Here is a 23,952-nt window from a genome sequence, read left to right as displayed (position 1 = left end):
TTCCTGACATGTTAAAAAGAAGAGATGCTTCTCTAGTAAGCGTCTCTTCTTTTTCATTTCTTTCTGCGAGGCCGGAAACGCGGCATACCGCACACGCTGTCCTAATCGCCCCCGTCGCGCACCAACTCCCGGAATCGGCCCGGGGTGATCCCCTCCAGCTTCTTGAACAGCCGGATGAAATAGCTGGGCTGGTAGCCGACCTGCATAGCGATTTCATTAATCATCGTATTCGAGTCGCGGAGCATCGCCTTGGCCTTATCCATACGCAAATTGGTCAAGTACTCCGTGAAGGTGACTCCTGTCTCCGCCTTAAACGCTTTACTGAGAAAATAGGGCGCCGCGCCTACTTGCTCTGCACAGCTCTCCAGCGATATATCCTTGGCATAGTAGTCCTGCAAATAGTTCTTGGCCTGCTCGATCATTCTCTTCAATTGATCGTTGGATCGTTTCTCAAGCTCCTGCATGATAGACTCGATGATATGCTCGTTAAACCATTTCAAGATCGATTGCGTATCCCGGATTTGAGAGAGCGCTTCAAACATATTCGTCCCCTTGGACAGAACGGCCGGATTGACCCCTACTTGTGATACCGCATTCAAAATTCCCGCCAGCAAGCGCATCATGCCTTGCTGCGCGTCGATTTCTTTCACCCGCTCGGCGGACAGGGCTTCAACGAACAAAGACAGCTGCCGCGCGGCTTCCTCCCGTTCACCGGCTCGCAGCGCTTGAATGAGCTCACGCTCTATCGCAATCGGATAGCTCAAGCTGCCCGTTTCGGCAAGAAGACTGGGCTGCTCCATATCGATGATTTGGCTTTCGTTGTCAAAGCTCCGGTATCGGGTAGCCGATTTGGCGCTTTCGAACAAGGAAGCGATCTGCTTGATATCGTCCGTAGGCGGCGCGATCACCGCGGTTGCCTGCATGCGCAGCAGCTGGCTAATTCCATGGGTCAGCTCACGGCACAAGGACATAATACTGTCCCTATCACTCTTAAACGATTCAACCACCAGGAGCGCGATGGACAAATCATGAAAATTGATCACGTAAGCTTGCTCCAGCCGGCTTCGGGCCAATTCCTCAATGATATTGCATGCCGCAAAGGTAACCAGTCCCTCATCGCCCTTATTGAAACGGCCCGCGAGGCTGCCGAACCCGATCAATTGGATATGAACTACAGTAAACGCACTCCGGTCAACGCTGCCTCCGTACTGCCGGAATCGTTCGATAAGTTCATGGCTGGAGTACCGGTACAAATATCCTTGGATCAGCTGCTGGACGAAGCCTTCCTTCAGATGCGGAAGCTCTTGCTTCAGCTTCGTTTGTAAAGTAGTACTCTCCCTGGTCAATTCCTGCCACTTCTGATTGATGAATGAAAACTCATCCACCCCTTTGCCCAAAAGCTCCGTTCGGTATCCGCTCAGCATGTGAACCAGTTTGCCAATCGGAGAATAAATACGGCGGGAAGCCATCCACGCCATAGATACCGCGATCACAAGAGCTGCGCAGCTAAGAGCGATGATCAATTTCGAAATGGACAGCAGCGGGGCCGTGATCTCCCGAATGGGAGCTGCCGAAATATAGGACCAGTGAGTGCTCAGCTGAGTAAAATGATCATAGGTAACGGAATATTTGCTCCCTTTCCAGTCGAAATAATATAAGCCGTTTTCCTGCTTTCCGCTATGAATGTCGTTGATCAGCTGCTGCACGAAGGGCCCGTCCTCGCCCCCGACACCTGTACTCATGATCGTTGCTCCGTCGTTTTGGAAAATCACTGTTTTGGCACCGTTATACGGTGTGAGCGTACCGACCAGGCGCGCAAGCTTATCCATATTAATCCGGACCAGCAGCAGACCTACAGGTTCTTTGCTGTTGCCGGGCACTTTCTGGATTAAGGTCAGCTGCTCCTGCCTTTGAACACCCGGGAAGGTGTTGGACCAGAAGATCGGACGGGGCTGCTGCAGCAGACTGGCATATTGTTCATTCATGTCCGCGCTTAACATACTGTACTCCGGATTAAACCTGACGCCTTCCCGGTTTGCCGATCCTTTCACATACAGCTCCGCATGCTCAATCAGCTCGCTCGAGCTCAGGATGACCAGCAGCGTCTTGGAAATGTCCCATGCCCGTTCGTAATCATCGCCGAAGTCGATGTTCCCCAGCGTGTAATCAAACTGGGGCTCGAAGGCCCAATGTCCCAGGGACATTTCCAAGTGAGCCAGCGTTTCGTCTATGGTTTGCGCGCGTTCGTGTATGTTTTGCCGATGAAGCTGGTGGAGCTCTTGTTCGATCTCCCCTCCGGCCCCCCAATACATGAATCCGCTCAGCAGTAAACCGGGTAATGTAGCGATAGCAAGAATCAACAGCAAGCTTTGCCGGTAATATTTCGTTCCTTTGGAGAATAGCTTACCCATCGCATTCACCAGCCGTATATGTTTTTTCAGTAGAATACCCCATCCGTTACGAATCGGCAAGGCTGCCCATTGGAATGAATAATACCGGCCTCAGACTTACCGTTTTCCGTAAACGCGATCCAACGATCCTGCCAGAAGCTCCAAACTGATGATGGTATTTAAAGACCATTGGGAAGCTTCGTTCGTATTCATCCAATCGATTTCCTGCAGCTCTTCCAAGTGAATAACCGTTTTTTCGCTTTCCGCAAGGTTGATATCCCCGAAAGGATTGTCCAGAAGAATGTGCCAGCAGTGCTCCGCCGTCCGATTGTCCTGTCTGTGATACGCTCCGTAAGCCGCAATGCCGACGCTTAATACCGGGTGGCCCCAGCTCTCGGTCCGAATCTCTCCGTTGGTGATCAGATCCTTCTCTTCCTGCGGCAGATTGTAGTAGACGCCGAACTCGGCCAGCATATCCACCCATTCCGGATCGTCCAGCATATTCGCCAGTTCAAACCACACTTGCGGACCGCCCATACAGATGACCATATGGCGGCCGGAATTATCCTCTCCCATCGGGGAGAGCACATTGGTTTCAGGGTCATAGCCGTAGGAAGGGCCGGATAGCATCCGATATTTCGCGTTCTTCAAGCATTGAATACCGGTTAAGATCTTGTCGCGGTATTCCGTGTCCTCGAACCGTTCCCAGCGGGTCATCCAATTGGAGCAGAAGGCGGCCCAGTCAGGACCGATACGAAGATGGACCGGATTCTCATCCTTGGGAAAATAAGCCCTCATCGGGTCCATAACCAGCGTCGAATAGTCCGCGTCCTTCACCAGATCGAGCAGATCGCCGGTTCTTTCGTCCGCCGTCAAATAATAATAGTAGCGGTGCAGACCGGCCATAAATACGCGAGCTTCCTTACAGCCGCAGCCCCAGTGAACGACATTGTGCCTGGAGCCCAAGCCGGCGTACGGGCCGAAATGGTACGCATCGACCTCGCTGGTGTGCCGCGTCATCGCTTCAGCCATGCGGAATACGTCCGCCCTTCCGGTACGAAGGAACGTCGTCCACAACCACATGTTCGGCACCAGCTCCGCATTTTGCCAAGCGCATCCGCCCAAATCGTAATTCCATACGTGGCGTACCGGATCGTAGCTGTGCATCACATCGCCGAAATCCCAGAAGCCGTACCAATTCCGCTGCACGATTTCTCTTTGAAAGAAAGAAACGATGCCGTCCAGCCGGTCCTCCATATAGGACTTGGCCGGGGTGCTGCGGTCAGGCAGGCTCCACAAGCCAAAGGCGCGGACGCGGTAGTAATACTCGGGCTCGCAAACCAGCATAGGGGGCTCGTGGAGCTCCGCGAGCATCTCACCGAGCCGCTCCGGGCCCGGCGAAGCCGGCAATGCCCACAGCGTCAGCTCATTCGTATTGGCGATTCCATAAGGCGTAGCGTTCAATTCTTTAAAGCCTTCGTAGGACGATTCCACATGAGTTTCCGTATCGTAATGCCGCAGGTCCATAGCAGGAACGTCCGGAGACCACAGCCATACCTTAAAAGTAGCTTCGTCCTTGGTCGTGTTTTCCACTTCAATAGCACTGGGATGCTTTTCCCAGAAGTGGCGAAGTCCCGCGCCGAGTCCGCCGGTCAGATCGCCTACGTATCCGAGCCCGCCGGACCGGTGTCCGTCCGCTGTCTTCAACCAGCAGCATTCCTCCTTCGTCCTCTTCCAGATTCGATAATGGTGGGAGGAATCCTGCACCAGCTTGTAACCGTCCCAGGTCGCAGAATCCTGCAGCAGCCCCATGAAATACTCGTCTTCCGCCGGGTCAAAATCAACGGCCTGCGCATGGCACTGGCGCTCGAACAGCTCGCGGTATTTGCCCTTGGTACGGCGGGTGTGCAGCGTCTTGGGCGACTCGGCGAAGAAGCCTGTGTCGCCCGCGAGGCGGATATGCCGATTATACAGAGGGCCTGAGAGCGGCACTTGAAACGCGAGCCCCAGCCCTTTAATAAAATCATGATCCGGATCGCCGTCGTAGTGGAACGTATGCACGAGACGGACCGTGTCGAGGCCTGCGTACATATATACCCGCAAAGTAAACGGCAGCCATTCCCGCTCCCCTGCATCGGCCCTATGAAACCCGTCTACCCGAACGACCGCACGGACCGGTCCGCTTTGCTCCACGGTAACCGATTGAATCCGACCGGTAAACTTCTCTTCCCGAATCGTCGTACCGCCGCTCTCCGCCGTTCGCTCCTCCCGGAGCGCGACCAGCGATCCGCCGGAGCATACCATACGGCCGTTCCTGGTTAATCTCCTAATTAATCGCTCGCCTTGCCTCGCGATCACACATTCCGCTACACCTGAATGGAGGAGGATGGAATCCTCGGTCTCCGTAACGGAAATTTGGTGTGCGTATGCGGATGGCTCCCCGACGGAAACGTACAGCTCTCCCGCATCTTTAACGCTGATCACGGTGGAATGGGCCGTCCATTTCACGCTGCCGTCCGGCCAATAGGCGGTGGGCCAGCTCTGCATGGCGATCGGACCGTCCGGCCCCATGAGGCTTAGCGGATCATTTCGATCCAATACTCCCTTATCCCATGGAATGCCCCATGTGATTCCTTTGGGCGAAGGGCCGGTGATTTCTTGCAGCATATGTAATGGTACTCTTGTATCGTTTGACATCGCTTTCACTCCTTGGGGAAATTGTACGCTCGCGAATCATTGCCTACAATCGCACTTTCTTGCAGGCTAGAATCACTTGATAGCACTTTCATGCAGCTGTAGGACATTGTGGCCGAGAGCATCCCAGCAGTTCAATAACAAAGCCGTGTCAGCCCGACACGGCTTTGTTGCAAGACTATTTCTTCGGAGCTGCAGCGTACAGCGTGTTCATTTCATTCACGTATTCGTCGCCGCCGCTCTTTCTCCAGAGCTCAAATGCCGCTTTCAGATCCTCTTCCGTGGATTTGCCCACGATGAATTTAATCCGTGCGTCGTTGATGATATTATCCAGCTGCGGGCCTTTCAGGGAATACACTTTGGATATGAACGGCTCGGCAGGATTCACGACGATATATTTCTCAGCTTCCTTCTGGAGCTTTTCGGTTTTCTGGGAAAGCGCAGACACCGCCTGCTTGCTTTTCAGGGTCCGGTCTTCCGGAATGTAGGTAAGCATTTGGCCCAAGCCGGTGAGCTCGGCATCCGCCAGCGGCTTATCCGTTGTCGGTAAAATATAGTCCTTCTCCTTCGTGTAATGGCGCCCTTCGATACCGGAATAAAGCAGCGTTTGAAGTTCTGCATCATTCGTCTGATCCAGGAATCCGAGTACCCGCTTCAGCTCGTCTTCGGTCTTCACGGAAGATTTCGGAATCGCCAGCATCCCCGCGAAGCCGGAGGTCGGCAGCGCTCTCAGACCATGCGAGCCTTCCACGCCGATCAAGTTGTCGACATAATGTTTGTCCGGTTCGTCTTTACCATCTTTTTGCAGATTCGCATGGATTTTTTGGTCAATCCGTCCGGCCGTGTCCGTTACGTCTACGATGACGCCGGCCTGGTTGTTCACCACAGGGTCAATCCACTTGGAACTGTCGTATACGGCGAAGTCTTGGTTAATCAGCTTCTCTTCGTACAGCTTCCGCATAAACTTCAGCGCTTCCAAATATCCCGGCGTTTCGTGCTCAGGCACCAGCTTGCCGTTCACTTCACCCCATTTGTTAGGCGCGCCGAACCACAGCTTGATCGTATCGAAGCCGCTGGCCCAAGTTCCGGTCCACTTCACGAGCACCATGCCGTACGTATCGTTCTTCCCGTTCTTGTCAGGGTCCTTTTCTTTGAAAGCCTTCAGCATATTGTAGAAATCATCGATCGTCTTCGGCGGCTGCAGCCCCACATTGTCAAGCCAGTCTTTGCGATAATTGATGCCATTGCGGCCTAATGCGCGCGCCCGGTAAATCCCGTAGTTCTTTCCGCCGGTTGAGGAGTTTTTCAGGATAACCGGATTGGCTTGACTTAAGTTTTTGAAATCCTTCAGATACGGACCGACTTCCCAGAACGCACCGGATTCTGTCGCATTGACGAACGTCGAGCCCTTGACATCCGGCACATACATAATGGTGGGAAGTCTGCCGGAAGCCATGGTAATGTTAAACTTATCCGCATAAGAGGAGTTCGGTACCCATTCCAGATGGATCTTGGTATTCGTTCTTTTTTCGAGCTCCGCCAGAACGGGAGTGCCGTCCTTCGGGAAAGTCGTATTGAAAGCCGGAATCATAATACTAAGCTCCATAGGCGGGAGACTGTTCTGACCCGCCGCCCCGGACGGCTGTACCGGCTGCGCATGTTGGTCCGAGGTGCCGCCACCGCAGCCTGCCAGTCCTGCCGCAACAAGTGCCGCCGCCGATATCAGTGCGAGCTGCTTCTTCATTGGCCGTTTGTTCATGTTCATATCGTTGTTGAACCTCCCTTTATGTTTGCATTCGTTAACCGTTTAGCCTTTGACAGAGCCGATCATGACCCCTTTGGCAAAGTGCTTCTGCAGAAACGGATACACGAGCAGAATCGGAATCGTACCGACCACGATAACAGCCATTTTGATGGATTGGTCCGGCGGTTGGACGAAGCCAGGGTCCATGTTATTCAAATCCCCCGCTGCCGATTGAGACAGCAGCACGATTTGCCGGAGCATCACCTGCAAAGGCCACTTGGACGGGTCGTTAATATAAAGCAGCGCGTCGAAGAAGGAATTCCAATGGGACACGGCATAAAACAACGTAAAGGTCGCAAGCACGGGTTTGGACAGGGGCAGAACGATTTTCCATAACAGCCCCAAATCGGTGCAGCCGTCGATCTTGGCGGCCTCCTCGAGCTCAGGCGGAAGCTCCTGAAAGAAGTTTTTTACAATAATCAGGTTAAAGGCATTGATCGCGCCTGGCAGGATGAGCGCCCACAAGCTGTCCAGCAAGTTGAGTTCCTTTATCACCAAGTATAAAGGAATCATGCCGCCGCTGAAGAGCATCGTGAAGATCACCAGATTGAGGACGAGGTTCCGTCCGACCAGAGCTCTCCGGGCCAAAGGATAGGCCATCGTTACGGTGAAGATGAGGTTAAATAGCGTTCCGATCACCGTAACATATACGGAAACCGAGATGCTTCGCAGAATCGTATCGGTCGAGAAAATATATTCGTACGCCGCGATCGTGAACGTTTCCGGAATCAGAAACACGGCCCGCTCTGTCAACTCCGCATCGCTGGCGAAGGAACCCGCAATGATATAGATGAAAGGCAGCACGGCCTCCAAGGCGAATAAACCTAAGAATGCATAGTTGCAAACGTCGAATATGGTGCCGGAAACGGACCTGTAATGTCTTGCCAACGGTTTCCTCCTCCCCTCTTAATAAAGTCCGGAATGGCCGAATTTCTTCGCCAGCCAGTTCGTGCCCAATACGAGAATGATCCCTACGATCGATTTGAACAGGCCCACCGCCGTACTGTAGCTGAACGCGCCTTGGGTAATTCCGACCATATACACATACGTATCAAACACTTCCGCTACATTCCGGTTCAGCGGATTCAGCAGCAAATAAATTTGTTCGAAGCCGTTATCCATCACGTTCCCCATCCGCAGAATCAGCAAAATGATAATCGTGCTGCTGATGGAAGGCAGCGTAATATGCCAGATCTGCTTCCAGCGGTTGGCTCCGTCCATAATGGCGGCTTCGTACTGCTCCACGTCCACCCCGGCTAATGCAGCCAGAAAAATAATCGTCCCCCAGCCGCACTCCTTCCAGATCGTCTGAAGAATAATGATCGGCCGAAACCACTCCGGATCGGCAAGAAAATCAATCTTATATCCCGTCCACTTGAACAGGAATTCGTTCACAACCCCGCCCTCTGTCGTCAGGAACACGTAGGTCAAGCTTGCCACGATAACCATGGAAATAAAATGAGGAACATAGATCAGCGTTTGAATCGTTCGTTTGAATAACGCACGCCTGACCTCATTGAGCAGCAGGGCTAAGATAATAGGAGCCGGGAAGAAAAACACCAGATTTAAAAACGATAACGTCAACGTGTTGCGCAGCAGCATGCCGAATTCCGGGTTGGCGAATAACACTCGGAAATGCTCCAGTCCGACCCATTCGCTTTTAAAGAACCCCAGGAAGGGCTGATAATTTTTAAATGCCAGCAGCACGCCCCACATCGGGACATATTTGAAAATCAGAAAATAAAGCAATCCTGGCAGCAGTAAGACATACATCCATTTCTCCCGGCGCATCCGGGCCAGGATATTGTGCTTAGAGTCCTTAACAGCCATACGCGCCGTATGGACGCTGCCTTGAGCGGACGCCTGCTTCATCGTCGTCACCTCCAGATTTGTGTTCGCGTCGCGAGCGGTGTGACCTTATTATGAAACGGACCCCAATTTCCGGCAATGGGACATTCTTGTACGCCGCCTGGCAGCTGAAATGGACCGCAATCCTACATTGTACTATTAAACCGATAAACCGAGAAAGTGTAGCATGGCAAATGCGGCCGTAACGACGAAAAAAACCGCTCCGATGAGCGGCTTCAATCACTTGATGCATCTATTTTTATTTGTGAGAAACATACAGCTCTTTGCTCTTCGGATCGTACATGTACGGTTCTTTTTTATGAGTTATGTGGAAAGCGGTATTAATCCCGGCGTCGGCCCCGACCGTGTTATAACCGTACTGGGTATAGTGGAACGGGTCTTTCATGTGCCCTTCGGCGGCCATACTCGCAAATTTGGTTGATACCAGCACTGCGTTCGGATATGTCTTGCAAAGCTCCGTTTGGGCCTGCATGATCTCATCATATAACGTCGGATGATCCCGGTGGCAGCCGATCCGTACGATGTAGCACCTTTCGAGCCCGGCGGCCACCATGGCGTCGATCATCAGCTGTAATTTTGCCGCATACGCTCCCCCCGGCATGCCATGATCGCCGTCGGTTTCTCCCTGACACCAAACCATGAACTGATTTTGTATCGTATACCCGTTCTCGGTAAGCCAGGCTTTCGCGGTGTGATACCGGGATATGGCGTCATTTAAGAAAGCACCGTTCGGCTGCCAGAGGTTAATCGATGTTCCGCCCTTTGAGCAAGAAACTCCAATTATCGTTCGATTTGTGATATGGGTGTATTCAGCGGCAAAGGCCGAAACCATGGAACCCGTTTTGGTCGTCTCGCAGACGCCGCTTGCTTCATTATTTTCATATACGCCGAATGGCTCCGTCAGCGGGTATAACGTTGTAGGGTCGGAGACGGCTCTGAATTCAAACGCCTTCCCCGTCTGCACCTTCGGCGCTTCCGAGGCTTCGCCTCTGCCGGCCATATTGGACTGGCCCATAAACATAATTAAGTCAACATGTTGGGAATTCATCGCACATCTCCTCTTCGAGTACATGCATGCGGGCGGCGGGCTTCTCGCCAGATCGTTATCCAGCGCCATTCAGTTAATACGTTTCATGTATTATACAAAAATTGGGGAATGAATGAAAGATGGATCGCATGTCAAGATTCAAATTCCCGTATTGGAACGTAAACCGGAGGAGAAAGGAACATCGTGTCGAACATAGCAATCGTAAGTCAAATAAGGCAAGACAATGGAGGACATCGTGTTAAAACTGTTAAAAAATGTATTAATTGCAAAAAAGCTCATGATTGTCATCATCGTAAGTGTACTCGCCATTGGCGCGGTTGGCTCGTTGGGCTTAAGCTACATTCGGATCATGGCAAAAAATTCAGACATCATGTATCAGGACAATTTGCTTCCCCTTAATCAAGTCATGCAGGTCAGGGTAAATGCCAGGGCAAGCGATGCCTACATGCTTGAACTATTGGTTACTAAAAATCCCGAAAGAATCAAAGAGCTGAATTTCGAAATCACGGATGCATGGAAAGAAATTGATGGAATCATTGCGGAAATCGAAAACGGCCGAATCAATCCGGAGCAGCAAAAGATCTTGCAGCAATATAAAGAACACAGCAATATGTTGAGCGAAAAACGAAATCTTGTCCTAGAGCTTATCTCGCAAAATAAGATCAATGAAGCCTATGCAATCTATAACAAGGAAGTTGAACCAAGCCGCAAGCAGGTTAACGATACGTTAAAAGCTTTGCAGCATGTTAATATCAGCTATGCCGGCACAATCAACAGCGCCAACCAGGATAACTTGCGAACAACAACGATTATTGTGACAGCCGTCCTTGCTGCCGCTCTGCTCTTACTGGTGTTGCTAAGCACCGTCATCGCACGAATGATTGTAAAACCGGTTCAAGAAGTAAAAGCATTGCTCCAAGAAGCGGAAAATGGAGATTTTACGGTCAGAGGAGGCTATCAATCCAAGGATGAAATCGGGCAGCTGACAGTATCTTTCAATCATATGGCGGGTAAACTGCAATCGGCCCTCACTTCCGTCCTGGAGTCCTCCCACATCGTCGCTTCCTCCGCCGAACAACTAAGCGCCATCGCGGAACAAAACAGTCAAGCGAGCAAACAAATTACTTTAACGGCTCAAGAGCTTGCGTTTGGGTCGGAGCGACAGGTAACCAAGGTTGAGGAAAGCACCCATGAAATTATGGACATCTCAAAGCACACCATGACAATCGCAGACAATACGGAAACGATGAGACAAGACGCATTGCACGCTTCCCAAATGGCCATTGAAGGCAATCTTGCCATCAAGGAAGTAACCAATCAAATGAACTCCATATATGCTAACGTAAATCACTTATCTCAGGCTGTTACGAGCCTCAACGACCGTTCCAACCAAATCGAACACATCACGAATGTCATTAACGGGATATCGGCCCAAACCAATTTATTAGCCTTAAACGCAACGATCGAAGCGGCTAGAGCGGGGGAACACGGCAGAGGCTTTGCGGTGGTTGCCAGCGAAGTAAGAAAACTTGCCGAAAAATCCAGTCAGTCCACGGAGCAGATTGCACGGCTCATTCAATTGATCCGGGAAGAAGCGGAAACGACATTCACAACGATGGAAGTGACTTTTGCCGAGGTACACTCCGGGTTACAAATCGTCAATACGGCGGGAAGCGTCCTTCATAAGATCGATCTGGCCGTAAGCAGAGTGGTCGCTCAAATTGAAGACGTTTCTAGCGCAGTAACGAAACTCGCCGGCAACACCGAAAATGTGAATGAATCGATCCTGACTGTAAACGCCGTTGCCAGAGAATCAGCTAGTAATACACAGAATGTTCTTGCAGCGGCGGAAGAGCAGCTTGCGTCAATGGAAGAGATCTCTTCCTCCTCACAGGAGCTGGCTCGCTTGGCGAATGATCTTCAAGCCATGATGAAACAATTTACCTGCTGAGACTTACTCATCATGACCACAATCCTGGCAGCCTGAGTCCTTTAATGGGACTCGGGTTATTTTTCTTGATTTGAAGGGGCGGGACGTACCCGATTGTCCCGGCTCCTCATTCACTTAAAAAAATATCGATTCGTTCTTTGCCTTTCCCGATATTATTGCGCCTTAGCTTGATTACACCAACCTCACCTGTTCTCCTCAAGTGCGTCCCGCCGCAAGGCACTCGGGAAAAACCTTTAATTTCCCAATACCTTCTTTCTCTTTCTTCGTCACTGAAGGCACTGATAATATCGTGGTCTGCCTCAATAATTTCACGGGATTCTTTCTCGATTAGAGGGAACGCACGAGAGATGTTTTCAGCCCAAACGAAATCTATCCGAGCTTTATCTTGAGCGATGTGTGCGCCGATCTTTTCGATGCCCTTTAAATGTTTATAGGCCAATTCCAATACAAGCTCCGCCGCAAAGTGCAGCCGCATGAGTCTGTAACGGCGCTCCCAATCTATTGTCATCGTTACCGGATCGCCGGCTTGTAAATCATGCCCTTCTTCAACCGTATAAATAATGTCGAGACCATCCTTTTGGGCTTGAAGTACGGGATATCGACCAATGGATCCGGAATCACTTTCCTGGCCTCCGGAGAAAGCATAAAAAATGGTTTGTTCGACCGTAACGTTATTGCCGCTTACACTGGCGATTCGAGTATCTAGTTTGGTTAAATAGGGGTTTGTCCAAAAGACTTTTTCAACCATTACAGCACATCCTTATATCAACTAAAGCTGCATCCTTAGCCGGATTACAGGGCCTCCTGGCATCGCCAATCCTGGTAAAAGGCGCAAGCGCGTTCCAATTGGGCGCTCCATAACCAGCGCATGTTCGTGCGCTCTTCCGGATTTACGCACCAAGAAGCTGCGACGTAAAAGCATTGCAAGGCCGACAATCGGTAATCGGACAACGTTAATTCCCACGTGTAGTCGGTGACGCCGAATTCGACAAGCGAATCGTAATACGCTCGCAGCACGTCAAGCTCGAAAGCGCGGCGGCGTTCCGGTTCCCACCATAAGACCATCATATAAGACAAATCGCTGGGCCCGACCCAGTTTTGCAATGACCAATCGAACGGCTGCCGATCGATAAGGTAAATCCCCTCCGCTTGGCCGTCCTTTCGCGATAATATATTGCCGGGATTTACATCCCCGTGAATCAGCGCGAATGCCCCCCCGGACGATAAGCGCCGCACCATCGCCCCCGGATGTCGTGCAAAGACGTCCGACGAAACGCCGCTCCGGGATGCCCCGCTTTCATCCTTGATCGCTTCGAGCAATGGCTCGAACCCCAAACGCATTTCCGCCAAATACCGTTCCAGCTGCGTCTCGTCAACAACGTCATACCCAGCAGCTCTGATGCCATCCTCTCCCCAGCAATAACTATGCAGTCTTGCCAATGCTCTCGCCACCGCCTTGCCGTATGCCAACGTAGGCTCAACATCCCAGTTGTTCCGATGGGTATTCGTTAGATCCTCCAGCAAGAGATGGTAGGACGGATGCTCGTAACATGCATCGTAACAATTCGGGATCGGGACTCCGCGTTTCCCCGCGTAATCTTTCGTATAATAATCAACTTCAGAACGTCCGAACGTCCCGCCGCCGCACAGCTTCAAGAACAAACTGTCCGGAGCTCCGCCGCCGGAGCCTTCGTACGTCAACCGAACGCGAAACGCACTCGAATTGTCCGCGCCGAGCTTTTCCAAACGGTAATCGGTCGGATGCGCCCCACTCTCGAGACTGCCCGAGCGGTTCAAGCAGGCGACGATATAATCAAGGTTGAATTGCAAAGGATCGGTAGGATCCGTAATAACGTTTCGATTCATAGCCACACTCCCGTTTCTCGGTTACTATTATCTCTAGGTTAATACATCATTCTGTGGCTTATAAGGGAAACAATGATTATTATAAATTTTTCCAGCCCACTCTAGACAAAGGTATTCTTTAGGGTACTGTTCAGACCTTCCGCCGCATGCCATAATTTTATATATTCCATCTTAAAGCGAATTCCAGCCACATGGAAGCAGGCGATGTAAAAAATGGATGCCTATTTCAAGTTATTGCAGCACCTTAAAGCGGAAAGCGAACTTAATAGTAACCTTTACACGGAATGTCGGAACAAAGAACGAATTGGAGTATCGTTACACATTTCATTTTTACTAGGGAATACTGTTTTTTTGCTCTGGATCTTTAAACTATTGCTCGCGGCCGTCATCGCAATATAGCCGCAGAGTGCCCTATCGGGGACTTTTCTAATGTCGGCACAGATATAATATTGACTCTGATGACACATTCGATGATAAGGAAGGCGAACATAATGAAAACAAATCATCTTTTTATTCGAATCAATACAACTACTAGAAGGGATAGGCAAGACGCGCTGGATGCTGCGAGGAATTTTTTTGTATCATCCGGGGCCTGGATTGTAGACTATCGAATGTTATCAAACAATTCGATTTGTTATCAATTCGAGGTCGAATTCCGAGATGTTCCCTCGCTCCATCTGTATCTAGCCCAAACTGAATTTAACGTATTGGAGGAAAGTCAGAATCAACTGCACGCTATTCACGCGCTCGGACAAGCACGAAACCTGAATCCTGACCATATTGTCCGCGGAACGTTCCAGATTACTTTTATTCATAACGATCCTGATTTGGTCCTCGATGTTCCTCCATTTGAATAGTTAGTTATTTCTCACAAAATTTCCTTCCATATCCTATTCACGATGGAGCCGATTTGCAGAAGTACGGGGTCGTTCCTTTTCTCCTTCGGATAGCCGAAATAAAGATGGATATGCAGATCGAGACCTGTCCATAGCTGTACGCTGTTTTCGCCGGCAAACCGCAAAGCCGCAGGTTCCGCAAGCAGAGAACAGCCCACTTCTTCTTGAACCAAATCCCCAATGAGGGACTCATCATCGACATACATGATTCTTTGTGGAATCATGCCCTGGTGAGTGAAATAGTCAATAGACTGCCGATAGAAGGGGCAACCTTGCGTTGTCCATATCCACGGTTTTTGTGCAAAGTACTCCAGACTCACTCCCTCCCCTGGCACATCCCAGCTCTTCGGATAAACCACAACCATTCTGAAAGATCGGAGTTTGACGGAATACACGGATGGCATGGCAGCACATCCATAGTAATAACCCGCGCTAATTTTGGAGTCGTTCAAATCCTGTATGAAATCTTCGCTTTTTGTGTTAATAAAATGCAGCTCCACCTGCGGCAAATGTGCCGAAATGTGCCCGATCAATTCATTTACGCGAAGCAGCTTGCTGTCCGTATTTAAGCCAATACGGATCGGCTCCGCGGATTTCACCTGTAACTCCGCTGCCTTACGGTAAAACGATTCGATGCGGCTGTCTATTTGTTGTGCCTCCAGCAACAAGTGAGAACCTTTTTCTGTAAGGATCATGCCTTTGGAGGTCCGATGAAAGAGTGAAAAGCCTACTTCTTTCTCCAAGGCTTTGAGGTGCGCGCTTGCAGCCGGCTGGCTTATGTTAAGCTGCGCGGCCGCCTCTGTTAAATTGCCGGTTTGAGCAACTTCTATAAAGGTTTTCAATTGGTAAAGCTCCACTATATGTCACCTCTATGAACAATGATGAATGAAACGATCCATTTTCCTGATGGTTCCGATCTGAACTTAGAATTGGACGATAATCCCCGGTTGCCATATAGTGATCCTTGAAAAACGAATTAGGAGTGGAGTGAGTGAATGTCGGTCTTTATTGCGATGTGTTTGTTTTCATTATCGATGTCGATCTCTCCGGGGCCCGTGAACATGACAATCCTTTCTTCTGGGGTTAATTATGGATTTAAGCGCACTTTGCCTTTCGTATCCGGCGCAACCGTCGGCTTTACCTGCTTGTTGACTGCTATTGGATTAGGCATAGCGGGTTTCGTGGAACAAATACCGGTATTTGATGAATTGCTGAGGTATGCGGGAACCGGATATATGAGCTATATCGGCTACAAAATCATGGTTTCACGTTCGGATATCGAACCGAAGGAGGAACAAATTCCGCGTTATCGTCACGGCTTTCTCATGCAGTGGCTGAATCCCAAGGCGTGGATGGCCTGTTTTACCGGTGTTTCCGCCTTCGGTTTAAGCACTCTTATGCTTCTGGTATTTGTGTGCATTTATTTTCTCATCTGCTATCTTTCACTCGCTGCTTGGGCAATTCTAGGATCCAGACTACATGTTCTCACGAAGATCAAGAATGGCATCAAGGTTTTCAACCTGGCCATGGGGGGATCATTAATTGCAGTAGCCATCTATTTATTAGCCACGGCCCGATAAGTAATGCTGCATGTATTAGAATGGTATCATACATGATATTGGAGAAGTAGTACTCTTTCGAATACTTTTTACAAAGCTATATGAAATCTCTCCGTAACCTCTTTCGTGAACAATAGAAAAAGTCTATTAGACACCATGCACACAATCAAGTAATATATTCATCAAATTCACACTAATTTAGTAGGATTTAAACCAAGGGAGGGTAAGCCCATGAAACGATTCACCCGTACACGAAGCAAAATTATGTTAACGGCAGCATTAGCGGCTCAACTATTCGTTATCGGTGCTCTAGTGCCTAATACGGTATTTGCGGAAGAAGCCGCACCGGCCTCATCCCAGAGGCTTCAGCCGGAAGCCAAGGAATACCGTCAGTACCTACATGATCAATACGGAATTACCGTATCTTCAACCCTCACGAAAGGCGAATTTATCAACGACATCGCGCGGATTCTTGCGTTGGAGCCTGAAGCTTTGAACCATATAACCGACCTTACCTCCGACAGTCCTTATTATCGTGCTGCCAACGCGCTCTACGAAAGCGGAGTGATAACGGAGCAGGCCGTGCGTGCCGAGGAGCCTTTAACTAAGCTGGGAGCCGTTTTTCTTTCCCTGAAGGCGGCCAATTTGAAGGAGCTCGCGTATACATATCCGGAAAACAAAATCCGTAGCGCACTGCTGAAAATCCAAGCCGTTCGGGAGGATTACGGGCTGCAGGCTGCTCAGGAGCTGGCAGCCGCGGTCGATAACGGGCTGCTGCCCGCGGAGCTGCATTCCTCTTTCCGGCCCGCCGAACGAGCAGCCGGCGATTTTGCCGTTATTTTGCTCGGGCAAATCGCCTCGTTTCACGGCGCTTACAAGCATGACCTCGGTTACATTAAGGACGATATGATTTTCAATCGCGTCTACCAAGCGTACCGTACCGCCGATCTGATTCAAACGCCGGAGCTCGGATCGACTTTTGATACCGCGCTCAGGAACAACTTGATCACCGGGTACAATTTGAAGGATTCGCGCTTCAACGCGAACTTCGACCCGAGGCTGTCGGTCACCTACGGTCATGACGACATAACGCACGCTCTGCAGCTCATTGGCCTTCTGCGCAGCGAAGGGTTGAACGCCAAAGTGCAGCTTGAGCCCAAAACCTCCGCTTATATATACATGAAGGAGTGGGGAGAGCCGGTCCAGACCGATACCTTCAAGGTTGTTCAGATCGAGAGCGGCAACTATATCGCCTATGCCAAGGAATACGACATCTCCTTCGAGTTCGATACGGCAGACGCTAAAGATCGCTTTGGCGCCGTTATCAGTCAATATGCGAAGAAAAATGCCGACGATCAAACCGGTCTGATCCACTCCTCATGGTGGCAGCCGCTTTATTACTCCCTCACGGAGCAAAGCGATTACAAAGTGATCGCCAACAATAAAGCAGAGGACGGCCCATACTACGCGCAATCATTCTCGTTGGCGGGTAAGTCGGCTGAAATCGCTGCAGGCTTGAAAAAGATCGATGCCGGACTCGAAGTGGAATCGTACGAATTCTGGGTCGATGAACCTTTCTACAATTATTTGGTTGGCGGATTTAAATAAAACGAAACGACACAGAGACATGCCCCCTATCATGGTGTGCATGTCTTTCTGTGTCGTTATCCTTGCTTATTCCGAGACGCTGCTCCTCCTAGCTTCCTCGTACCAGCTCGAAAGCCGCTCGATCACCGGTCCCGGCAGCTGTATCTCTCCCCGCTCCAGCAGCTCGCGGGCACGCGCTTCGGAGCTCTGCCCCGGATACGAGACCGGATAGTTCGGATCTATGGCGGGACTGGCGACAACTTCTTGTAAATAAGAGGTCACCTGTTCTCTGAACGAATCCGTGCTATGTCCGAAGATCGTCGGATCGATCAGAAGGATCAATGCGCCCCGGCTGGAGACGGAGCCCGCCTTTCCGATCGGAACTTGAACGAGTGCGCCCGATAAAATCTCAAAGGCCAGAGCCAGAGCAAAGCCTTTATACCCGCCGAGAGGATTGACTGCCGCCAGCTGATGCGGGTCTGTCGTAGGCCTTCCTTCCTTATCCACGCCCCACGTTTCCGGAATCGGCTCCTGCCGGAGCTTGGCGAGCTCCACAAAGCCTATGGCCCGTTCCGATAACGCAATGTCGATGACAAAGAGGGGATCCGTATGAGGAATCCCGATTCCGAGCGGATTCGTGCCTACAACGGCTTCTTTGCCCCCGTGAGGAATCATATAATTCTTCCCCCCATATTCCCAGACGAGGGCAATTTTTCCCCGTTCGGCTCCATATCGAGCAATCACCCCGGGGCAGTTAAATCTCGTTATATCCCGGATTCCGATTGCAATTACTTTTTGATTCGGCAATTGCTCCGCAGCCAAGTCGATGGCCTTCCTGGCCACGATATGCCCGTTGTCTCCGTTGCCCTGGATTTTGATGAAAGAATCTTCAAGCGTCTCGACTTCATACCGGCCTCTCTTCTCTATCGAGGCTATCGCCACAGCAAACGATATGAACCCGTGGGACGTGCGCCCCCGGAGCTCTGCATCCAAATAATCCGCAACGATCGCTTCAGCCTCGTCGGCCGCGGCTCCCTTACTGATCAGAATATGAACCGCTTGTTCCTTCAACTCATCGATCCGAATCGTTCGATTGCCCATCGGCATGTGACCCTCCGTTTATGTTATCGCGTCCACCTGCTTTTACTTTAGCTCTATGTTTCCCGTCTCACTAATTGATATTTTCTATACGACGATACAAGAATTGAATAACGAGCCCCCACCTGGAGCTATTTGATTTAAGAACGGAGCGATACTGCAAGCCAATGACCGGGCTGTACTTCGACAAACCGGGAGTGCTCAAGGCCATAAGGATCTTCAAGAGACGAATCCGCCCGCCGTTCATACGTTTTGCGGGACTCCACCGCCGGATCGGGAACCGGAATAGCCGACAACAGCGATTTCGTGTAGGCATGGAGCGGATTCGAATAGAGCTCTTCGCTCTCGGCTAGCTCCACGATTTTTCCCCTGTACATGACGGCCACGCGGTCGCTGATATGCTTCACCATCGCGAGGTCGTGAGCAATAAATAAATAAGTCAGCCCCAGCCGCTGCTGCAGCTCCTCCATCAGGTTCACGATCTGTGCCTGAATCGATACGTCCAAGGCGGATAACGGCTCGTCGCAAACGATAAACTCCGGCTCGACGGCCAGCGCCCTGGCGATGCCGATCCGCTGCCGCTGCCCGCCCGAAAATTCATGCGGGTACCGCATCGCATGCGCCGCCTGAAGCCCAACAAGCTCCAGCAGCTCCTCTACTCTGCGCTGCCGCTGCTGCTTGCCGCTTACCATTCGGTGGAGATCCAGCGCCTCCCCAATAATGTCGACGACGCGCAATCGCGGATCCAGCGACGAATAAGGATCTTGGAAGATAATCTGCATGCGGCGCCGCAGCATCTTCATCTCTTTGCGGTTTAACCGGCTGATCGGAATGCCCCTGTACAGGATGTCCCCGCTGGTCGCTTCATTCAAACGCAGAATGGTCCGACCCGCAGTCGTTTTCCCGCTGCCCGACTCCCCAACAATACCGAGCGTCTCCCCTGCGCGGATGTCAAAGCTGATGTCGTTCACCGCCTTGATCACCCTGCCCTCACCCAGCTGGAAATGCTGACGGAGAGATCTAACTTCCAGCAGCGGAATCGAATCCGCCGCGCGGATTACGCTGGATATCGGCTTCGGCCGCTTCTTCTCATTCAGGCGAGGCAGCGCATGCAGCAGCCGAACCGTATAGGGGTGCTGAGGCGAGGCAAAAATCTCCTCGGTCGTACCGGTCTCCACCACTTCGCCGTCCTTCATCACGACGACGCGGTCGCACATCCCCGCGACGACACCGAGATCGTGTGTAATCAAAATAATTGAAGTACCGAGCTTCCGCTGGATTTCCTTCATTTGATTCAGGATTTGCGCCTGTATCGTTACGTCGAGGGAAGTCGTCGGCTCATCGGCAATCAGCAGGGACGGCCGGCAGGCCAGTGCGATGGCGATCATGGCCCGCTGCCGCATCCCGCCCGAAAACTCGTGCGGATACTGGAAATACCGAGTTTCCGGGTTGGGAATGCCGACCAGCTTCAGCATCTCGATCGCTTCCCGCTGTGCGTCTTCACGTCTTAATTTCCTATGCTTGGTCAGGCTCTCTTCGATCTGCCTGCCGATGCGCATCGTTGGATTCAGCGAGGACATTGGGTCCTGAAATATCATCCCGATGTCGCGACCGCGGATCTCTTCCATTTCGAGCTCCGATTTGCGCGTAAGCTCCTTCCCTTGAAACCAGATTTCACCGCTTTTCACTTTGGCCGGCGGCGTCGGCAGAAGCCCCATAATCGTTCGTGCCGTAACACTTTTACCGCTGCCGGATTCTCCGACGATGCCCAGGGTCTCTCCCGCCCGAACGGCAAAGCTTACCTTACGGACCGCTTCCACTTCCTGCTCCCGGGAATAGAAAGAAACCGATAGCTGATTCACTTGCAGGATTGTCGTCATTGGATCACCCGTTATTGTCTAATTTGATCATCATAGTTCGAAGCCTGGTATGTTCCCGCTAAAATATTGCATCATCCGTCTGCATATGAAACGAAATCTTATTTCGTTTTTAGTTGACAATTGTGATGCGTACCCATAAAATCTACTATATCAATCGGAATAATGCAAATTAAGGCTAATAGACTTTTGAGAAGGAGAAGGAGCCAGTGAATGTGACCGCTCATCGATCAACCTATCGTCCAGTCGAATATCTTGGCAGAACGTTCGCCAAGATGTTCATGAACCCAACGTACCGCTTCATGCTGCTGTTGACGGGGGCTCCGCTGCATACGGTCATCTATCTTGTTTATTTGTATCGGGCACGAACCGGCGGCCATAGAGCGTTGTTAAGGCGCTTGGAACACGAAGAATTGGCTGCCGGCCGTAAAGAACGTCTAACGGCTGAAGCCGCAGCCCAGCTTCACCGGAAATATCAGTTCTTCGGCCAAGCGGTGAGCACCCACAGAATAAACCGTGAAGCGGAGCGATTAGCAGCCGCCCAATTCAAGGCCGTAGTAGCTGCACGAGTTGAAGACGAGCTAAAACGCAGCGGCCGGTCGCGCGTCACTTATTCCGAGACGTTCACCCGTTTCATCGGCCATCCCGTACTGCTCGCTTTGTCGTTGATACCGGGGCTGCTTATGTACGCATTGATGCTGCTATTTAGCAACGCTTACGGCAAATACATCACGGAAAGGCTGGTTATGACCTTCTTCGTCATCATAGGGGTCGTCTTTATCGTCTTTACCATCCTGTACTTGTCTCCTTTGAACCCGGCCGCCAACATAATCGGCGAGACAGCTACAGCCGAGCAGATCGACTCCTTCAACAAGCTATACGGATTGGATCAACCGTATTTGGTACAGCTGTGGCGTACAATCAAGGGCATCCTGACCTTCGATCTCGGTAAATCCTTCGCCGGGAACGAAGACGTAACAGCCTCCATAGCGAAGAAGTTTCCCGTAACGCTTACCCTTACGGTCATCTCAACGTTGGCGGCGGTGCTTATCGCCCTGCCTATTGGATTATTATCGGCAACACGGCCGAACTCCTTCCCGGATTATGCTTTCATGTTGATTGCTTTGATCGGATTATCCATTCCGAACTTCTGGCAGGGACTTATTCTGATCCTGAGTTTCTCGATTAAATTGCATTGGTTACCCCCGACTTATAATCCCGAGAATCCGATGACGATGATCATGCCGGTTATCGTACTCGGAACAGGTCTCACAGCGGCAGTCGCCCGCATGACCCGTTCCTCCACGCTGGAGGTCATTCATGAGGATTACATAACGACAGCCAGAGCGAAAGGCTTGTCCCGGAGCCAGGTGCTTTGGAAGCATGCCGTGGGCAATGCGCTTATCCCGATCATCACGGTTATCGGGCTTCAGTTCGGTGCTATGCTCGGAGGTGCTGCGGTTACGGAGAAAGTGTTTAATATCAATGGTATCGGCAGCTACATCGTGGACAAGCAATTTATCCCCGATATCCCTATCATCATGGGCGGAGTCGTGTATACGGCAATCACCATCTCGATCGTCAATATGGTCATCGACTTGATGTATGCTTTCATCGATCCGCGTATCCGTTCAAAAATGAAACCCTATTAAGCAGGTGGACGCATGACCGACACAATTCTCACGAAACAAGATATCCGATTTCGGCTGCGCAGCAGTGCGGAATACGGGAAGGGCGCCTTCGCCGGAATCGCTACGCTCCTTATTGCGTTAGTGCTCCTGGCTAACAGCTTCGGCGGCACCGACTTCGCCTTGAGGCCGATTATGTTCTCAGCTTGCGCCGTTTATTTCGTCTTTGCACTGCTCCAGCTCGGAGCCCTGGCTATCATCCGCAGGGACCTGCTGCTGTATGGCGAAGTGCGCAGAACTACCCGCAGGCTCGGGTATGCCCTGCTGGTCAGTTTGATCGGTGCGAACATCTTCATGGCGACGGCCGCTTTTGAATTAATTAAACGCAGAAAAAGCGCAGCCTACACACTGGCCGTCTATGCATTGCTCACAACGCTATTCGTCCTAGCGGTATCGGCATTGAACGTGTTCAAGCCGTACGTATCCGACCTGTTTTTACCGGGCTTCGCTCTGCTGCTCGTCTTTGCGTTCATTCAATTGATAGCCCTGCTCTCGATCGCCCGCCTGCCGGATGGCCGCTTGCCCGCGCGGATGTGGCCTGTAGCCGTTTCACTGCTGATTACGTCTGCCGGCGGCAATCTGTTTGCGCTAGTTCTAGGGGTAATCCTGATAAACAGGCTGTCCCGACGGGAAGATTCGATTTCTGAACATAAGCTGGCCGCCGTTGTCGATCGGTTATCCCGCAGTACCACCTCTATGCTGGGCTTGTTCTTTATCGGCTTTCTACTGTCCATATCGATAAACAGCTATTTGACGTTCGACTACGGCATGGCCATTGAAAATAATTACAGCGCCATTCTGCAGCCGCCAAGTTTGGCTTATCCGCTGGGAACGGATAACTTCGGCCGCTGCCTGTTTTCCCGTATCGTGTTCGGCGCTCGCATTTCGCTTGTCGTCGGTGTTCTTTCGACGCTTATCCCGCTGATCGCAGGCGGCGCGCTCGGCGCTTTAGCCGGGTATTACCATCGCAACGCGGATAACGTGATCATGCGGAGTCTGGACATTTTATACGCCATTCCCAGCATTCTGCTGGCGATCGCCATCATCGCTGCGTTCGGCGCCAGCACGACGAATCTGATCCTGGCGCTCAGCATCGGGGCCATTCCGACGTACGCAAGAACAATGCGAGCTAATGTGCTGCTTGTGTCGACTCTCGAATATGTTCAAGCGGCTCGCGCTTTGGGCGCGGGCGATTTCAAGATTTTGCTGACGCATATCGTACCGAATTCACTTGCTCCGATGATCGTCAAATCCACCTTAACCGTCGGCACTGCGGTCATCTCCACCAGCAGCTTGAGCTACTTGGGACTTGGCGTCGAGCCTCACATCCCGGAATGGGGCAATATTCTCAAGGTTGGCAGCTCTTATTTGGAGACGCACCCGTATACCGCGATTTATCCCGGCTTAGCCATCGTAGCCCTCGTGCTGTCTTTTAACTTCCTGGGTGACGGGCTGCGCGATGCGCTTGATCCGAAACTCGACTAATCCCGCATGAATATTCCACAACGGGATCCTCATTCACCCTTCGTTTACCGGAGGGAGAAACTGAATGTGCATTCATATATAAATAGACTCTCGGAGTTAAGGGGGCTTTTGAGGCTGAAACAAGGCATACTTCCTGAAGA

The 23,952-nt window shown here is 51.2% G+C and carries 17 protein-coding genes; 6 read left to right on the top strand and 11 right to left on the bottom strand.

All coding sequences use genetic code 11. The features are described from left to right. Nucleotides 1-101: 101 nt before the first annotated feature. From ACFFK0_RS05460 to ACFFK0_RS05435, 6 genes are all read right to left on the bottom strand, one after another. On the bottom strand, nucleotides 102-2,411 hold the full coding sequence (locus tag ACFFK0_RS05460; protein ID WP_377468930.1) for an AraC family transcriptional regulator: 2,310 nt from the start codon (nucleotides 2,409-2,411) through the stop codon (nucleotides 102-104). 96 nt (nucleotides 2,412-2,507) lie between these two features. Next, nucleotides 2,508-5,087 carry an exo-rhamnogalacturonan lyase family protein gene (locus tag ACFFK0_RS05455; RefSeq protein ID WP_377468929.1) on the bottom strand — a complete coding sequence of 860 codons (2,580 nt, stop codon included), beginning with the start codon at nucleotides 5,085-5,087 and terminating at the stop codon, nucleotides 2,508-2,510. Nucleotides 5,088-5,262: 175 nt separating this feature from the next. Continuing rightward, entirely contained in the window at nucleotides 5,263-6,849 is a 1,587-nt protein-coding gene (locus ACFFK0_RS05450; protein WP_377468928.1) for an extracellular solute-binding protein, read from the bottom strand. 42 nt (nucleotides 6,850-6,891) lie between these two features. Further along, nucleotides 6,892-7,776 (bottom strand): carbohydrate ABC transporter permease, encoded by an 885-nt coding sequence (locus ACFFK0_RS05445; RefSeq protein ID WP_377468927.1) that lies wholly within the window; start codon nucleotides 7,774-7,776, stop codon nucleotides 6,892-6,894. 18 nt (nucleotides 7,777-7,794) lie between these two features. Then, complete coding sequence (locus ACFFK0_RS05440; protein WP_377468925.1) at nucleotides 7,795-8,760, bottom strand: ABC transporter permease; 966 nt, start codon at nucleotides 8,758-8,760, stop codon at nucleotides 7,795-7,797. 235 nt (nucleotides 8,761-8,995) lie between these two features. Further along, a complete protein-coding gene (locus ACFFK0_RS05435) occupies nucleotides 8,996-9,805 on the bottom strand; it encodes a sialate O-acetylesterase (protein WP_377468923.1) in 810 nt (269 codons plus the stop codon). Between the two features lie 235 nt (nucleotides 9,806-10,040). On the opposite strand from ACFFK0_RS05435, the gene ACFFK0_RS05430 reads away from it, so the two are divergent. Continuing rightward, a complete protein-coding gene (locus ACFFK0_RS05430; protein ID WP_377468922.1) occupies nucleotides 10,041-11,756 on the top strand; it encodes a methyl-accepting chemotaxis protein in 1,716 nt (571 codons plus the stop codon). A gap of 106 nt (nucleotides 11,757-11,862) precedes the next feature. Here the strand turns inward: ACFFK0_RS05430 and ACFFK0_RS05425 are convergent, their stop codons facing one another. Next, nucleotides 11,863-12,504 carry an alanyl-tRNA editing protein gene (locus tag ACFFK0_RS05425; protein ID WP_377468921.1) on the bottom strand — a complete coding sequence of 214 codons (642 nt, stop codon included), beginning with the start codon at nucleotides 12,502-12,504 and terminating at the stop codon, nucleotides 11,863-11,865. A gap of 44 nt (nucleotides 12,505-12,548) precedes the next feature. Further along, a complete protein-coding gene (locus ACFFK0_RS05420) occupies nucleotides 12,549-13,622 on the bottom strand; it encodes a phosphotransferase family protein (RefSeq protein WP_377468920.1) in 1,074 nt (357 codons plus the stop codon). Nucleotides 13,623-14,113: 491 nt separating this feature from the next. Between ACFFK0_RS05420 and ACFFK0_RS05415 the strand changes: the two genes are divergently transcribed. Beyond that, entirely contained in the window at nucleotides 14,114-14,479 is a 366-nt protein-coding gene (locus ACFFK0_RS05415) for a hypothetical protein (RefSeq protein ID WP_377468919.1), read from the top strand. A gap of 11 nt (nucleotides 14,480-14,490) precedes the next feature. Here ACFFK0_RS05415 and ACFFK0_RS05410 read toward each other — a convergent pair whose 3' ends face one another. Further along, the gene (locus ACFFK0_RS05410) at nucleotides 14,491-15,375 is read right to left on the bottom strand and encodes a LysR family transcriptional regulator (RefSeq protein ID WP_377468918.1); all 885 of its coding nucleotides are present in this window, start codon (nucleotides 15,373-15,375) and stop codon (nucleotides 14,491-14,493) included. Between the two features lie 138 nt (nucleotides 15,376-15,513). Here ACFFK0_RS05410 and ACFFK0_RS05405 point away from each other — a divergent pair, with 138 nt between their 5' ends. Together ACFFK0_RS05405 and ACFFK0_RS05400 are read left to right on the top strand one after the other, a co-directional pair. After that, nucleotides 15,514-16,098, top strand: a complete 585-nt coding sequence (locus ACFFK0_RS05405) for a LysE family translocator (RefSeq protein WP_377468917.1) — start codon at nucleotides 15,514-15,516, stop codon at nucleotides 16,096-16,098. Between the two features lie 210 nt (nucleotides 16,099-16,308). Then, a complete protein-coding gene (locus tag ACFFK0_RS05400) occupies nucleotides 16,309-17,685 on the top strand; it encodes a hypothetical protein (protein WP_377468916.1) in 1,377 nt (458 codons plus the stop codon). Between the two features lie 66 nt (nucleotides 17,686-17,751). Here ACFFK0_RS05400 and ACFFK0_RS05395 read toward each other — a convergent pair whose 3' ends face one another. Then, a complete protein-coding gene (locus ACFFK0_RS05395; RefSeq protein WP_377468915.1) occupies nucleotides 17,752-18,765 on the bottom strand; it encodes an Ldh family oxidoreductase in 1,014 nt (337 codons plus the stop codon). A gap of 137 nt (nucleotides 18,766-18,902) precedes the next feature. After that, nucleotides 18,903-20,642 carry an ABC transporter ATP-binding protein gene (locus ACFFK0_RS05390; protein WP_377468914.1) on the bottom strand — a complete coding sequence of 580 codons (1,740 nt, stop codon included), beginning with the start codon at nucleotides 20,640-20,642 and terminating at the stop codon, nucleotides 18,903-18,905. Nucleotides 20,643-20,914: 272 nt separating this feature from the next. Between ACFFK0_RS05390 and ACFFK0_RS05385 the strand changes: the two genes are divergently transcribed. Continuing rightward, the gene (locus ACFFK0_RS05385) at nucleotides 20,915-22,291 is read left to right on the top strand and encodes an ABC transporter permease (protein WP_377469018.1); all 1,377 of its coding nucleotides are present in this window, start codon (nucleotides 20,915-20,917) and stop codon (nucleotides 22,289-22,291) included. Between the two features lie 12 nt (nucleotides 22,292-22,303). Further along, nucleotides 22,304-23,812 (top strand): ABC transporter permease, encoded by a 1,509-nt coding sequence (locus ACFFK0_RS05380; protein WP_377468912.1) that lies wholly within the window; start codon nucleotides 22,304-22,306, stop codon nucleotides 23,810-23,812. Nucleotides 23,813-23,952: the final 140 nt, after the last annotated feature.

Source organism: Paenibacillus chartarius, assembly GCF_042432825.1.
Taxonomy (GTDB): domain Bacteria; phylum Bacillota; class Bacilli; order Paenibacillales; family NBRC-103111; genus Gordoniibacillus; species Gordoniibacillus chartarius.
The sequence above is the reverse complement of the archived record's forward strand: the minus strand, read 5'-3'. Positions and strand labels throughout refer to the sequence as shown.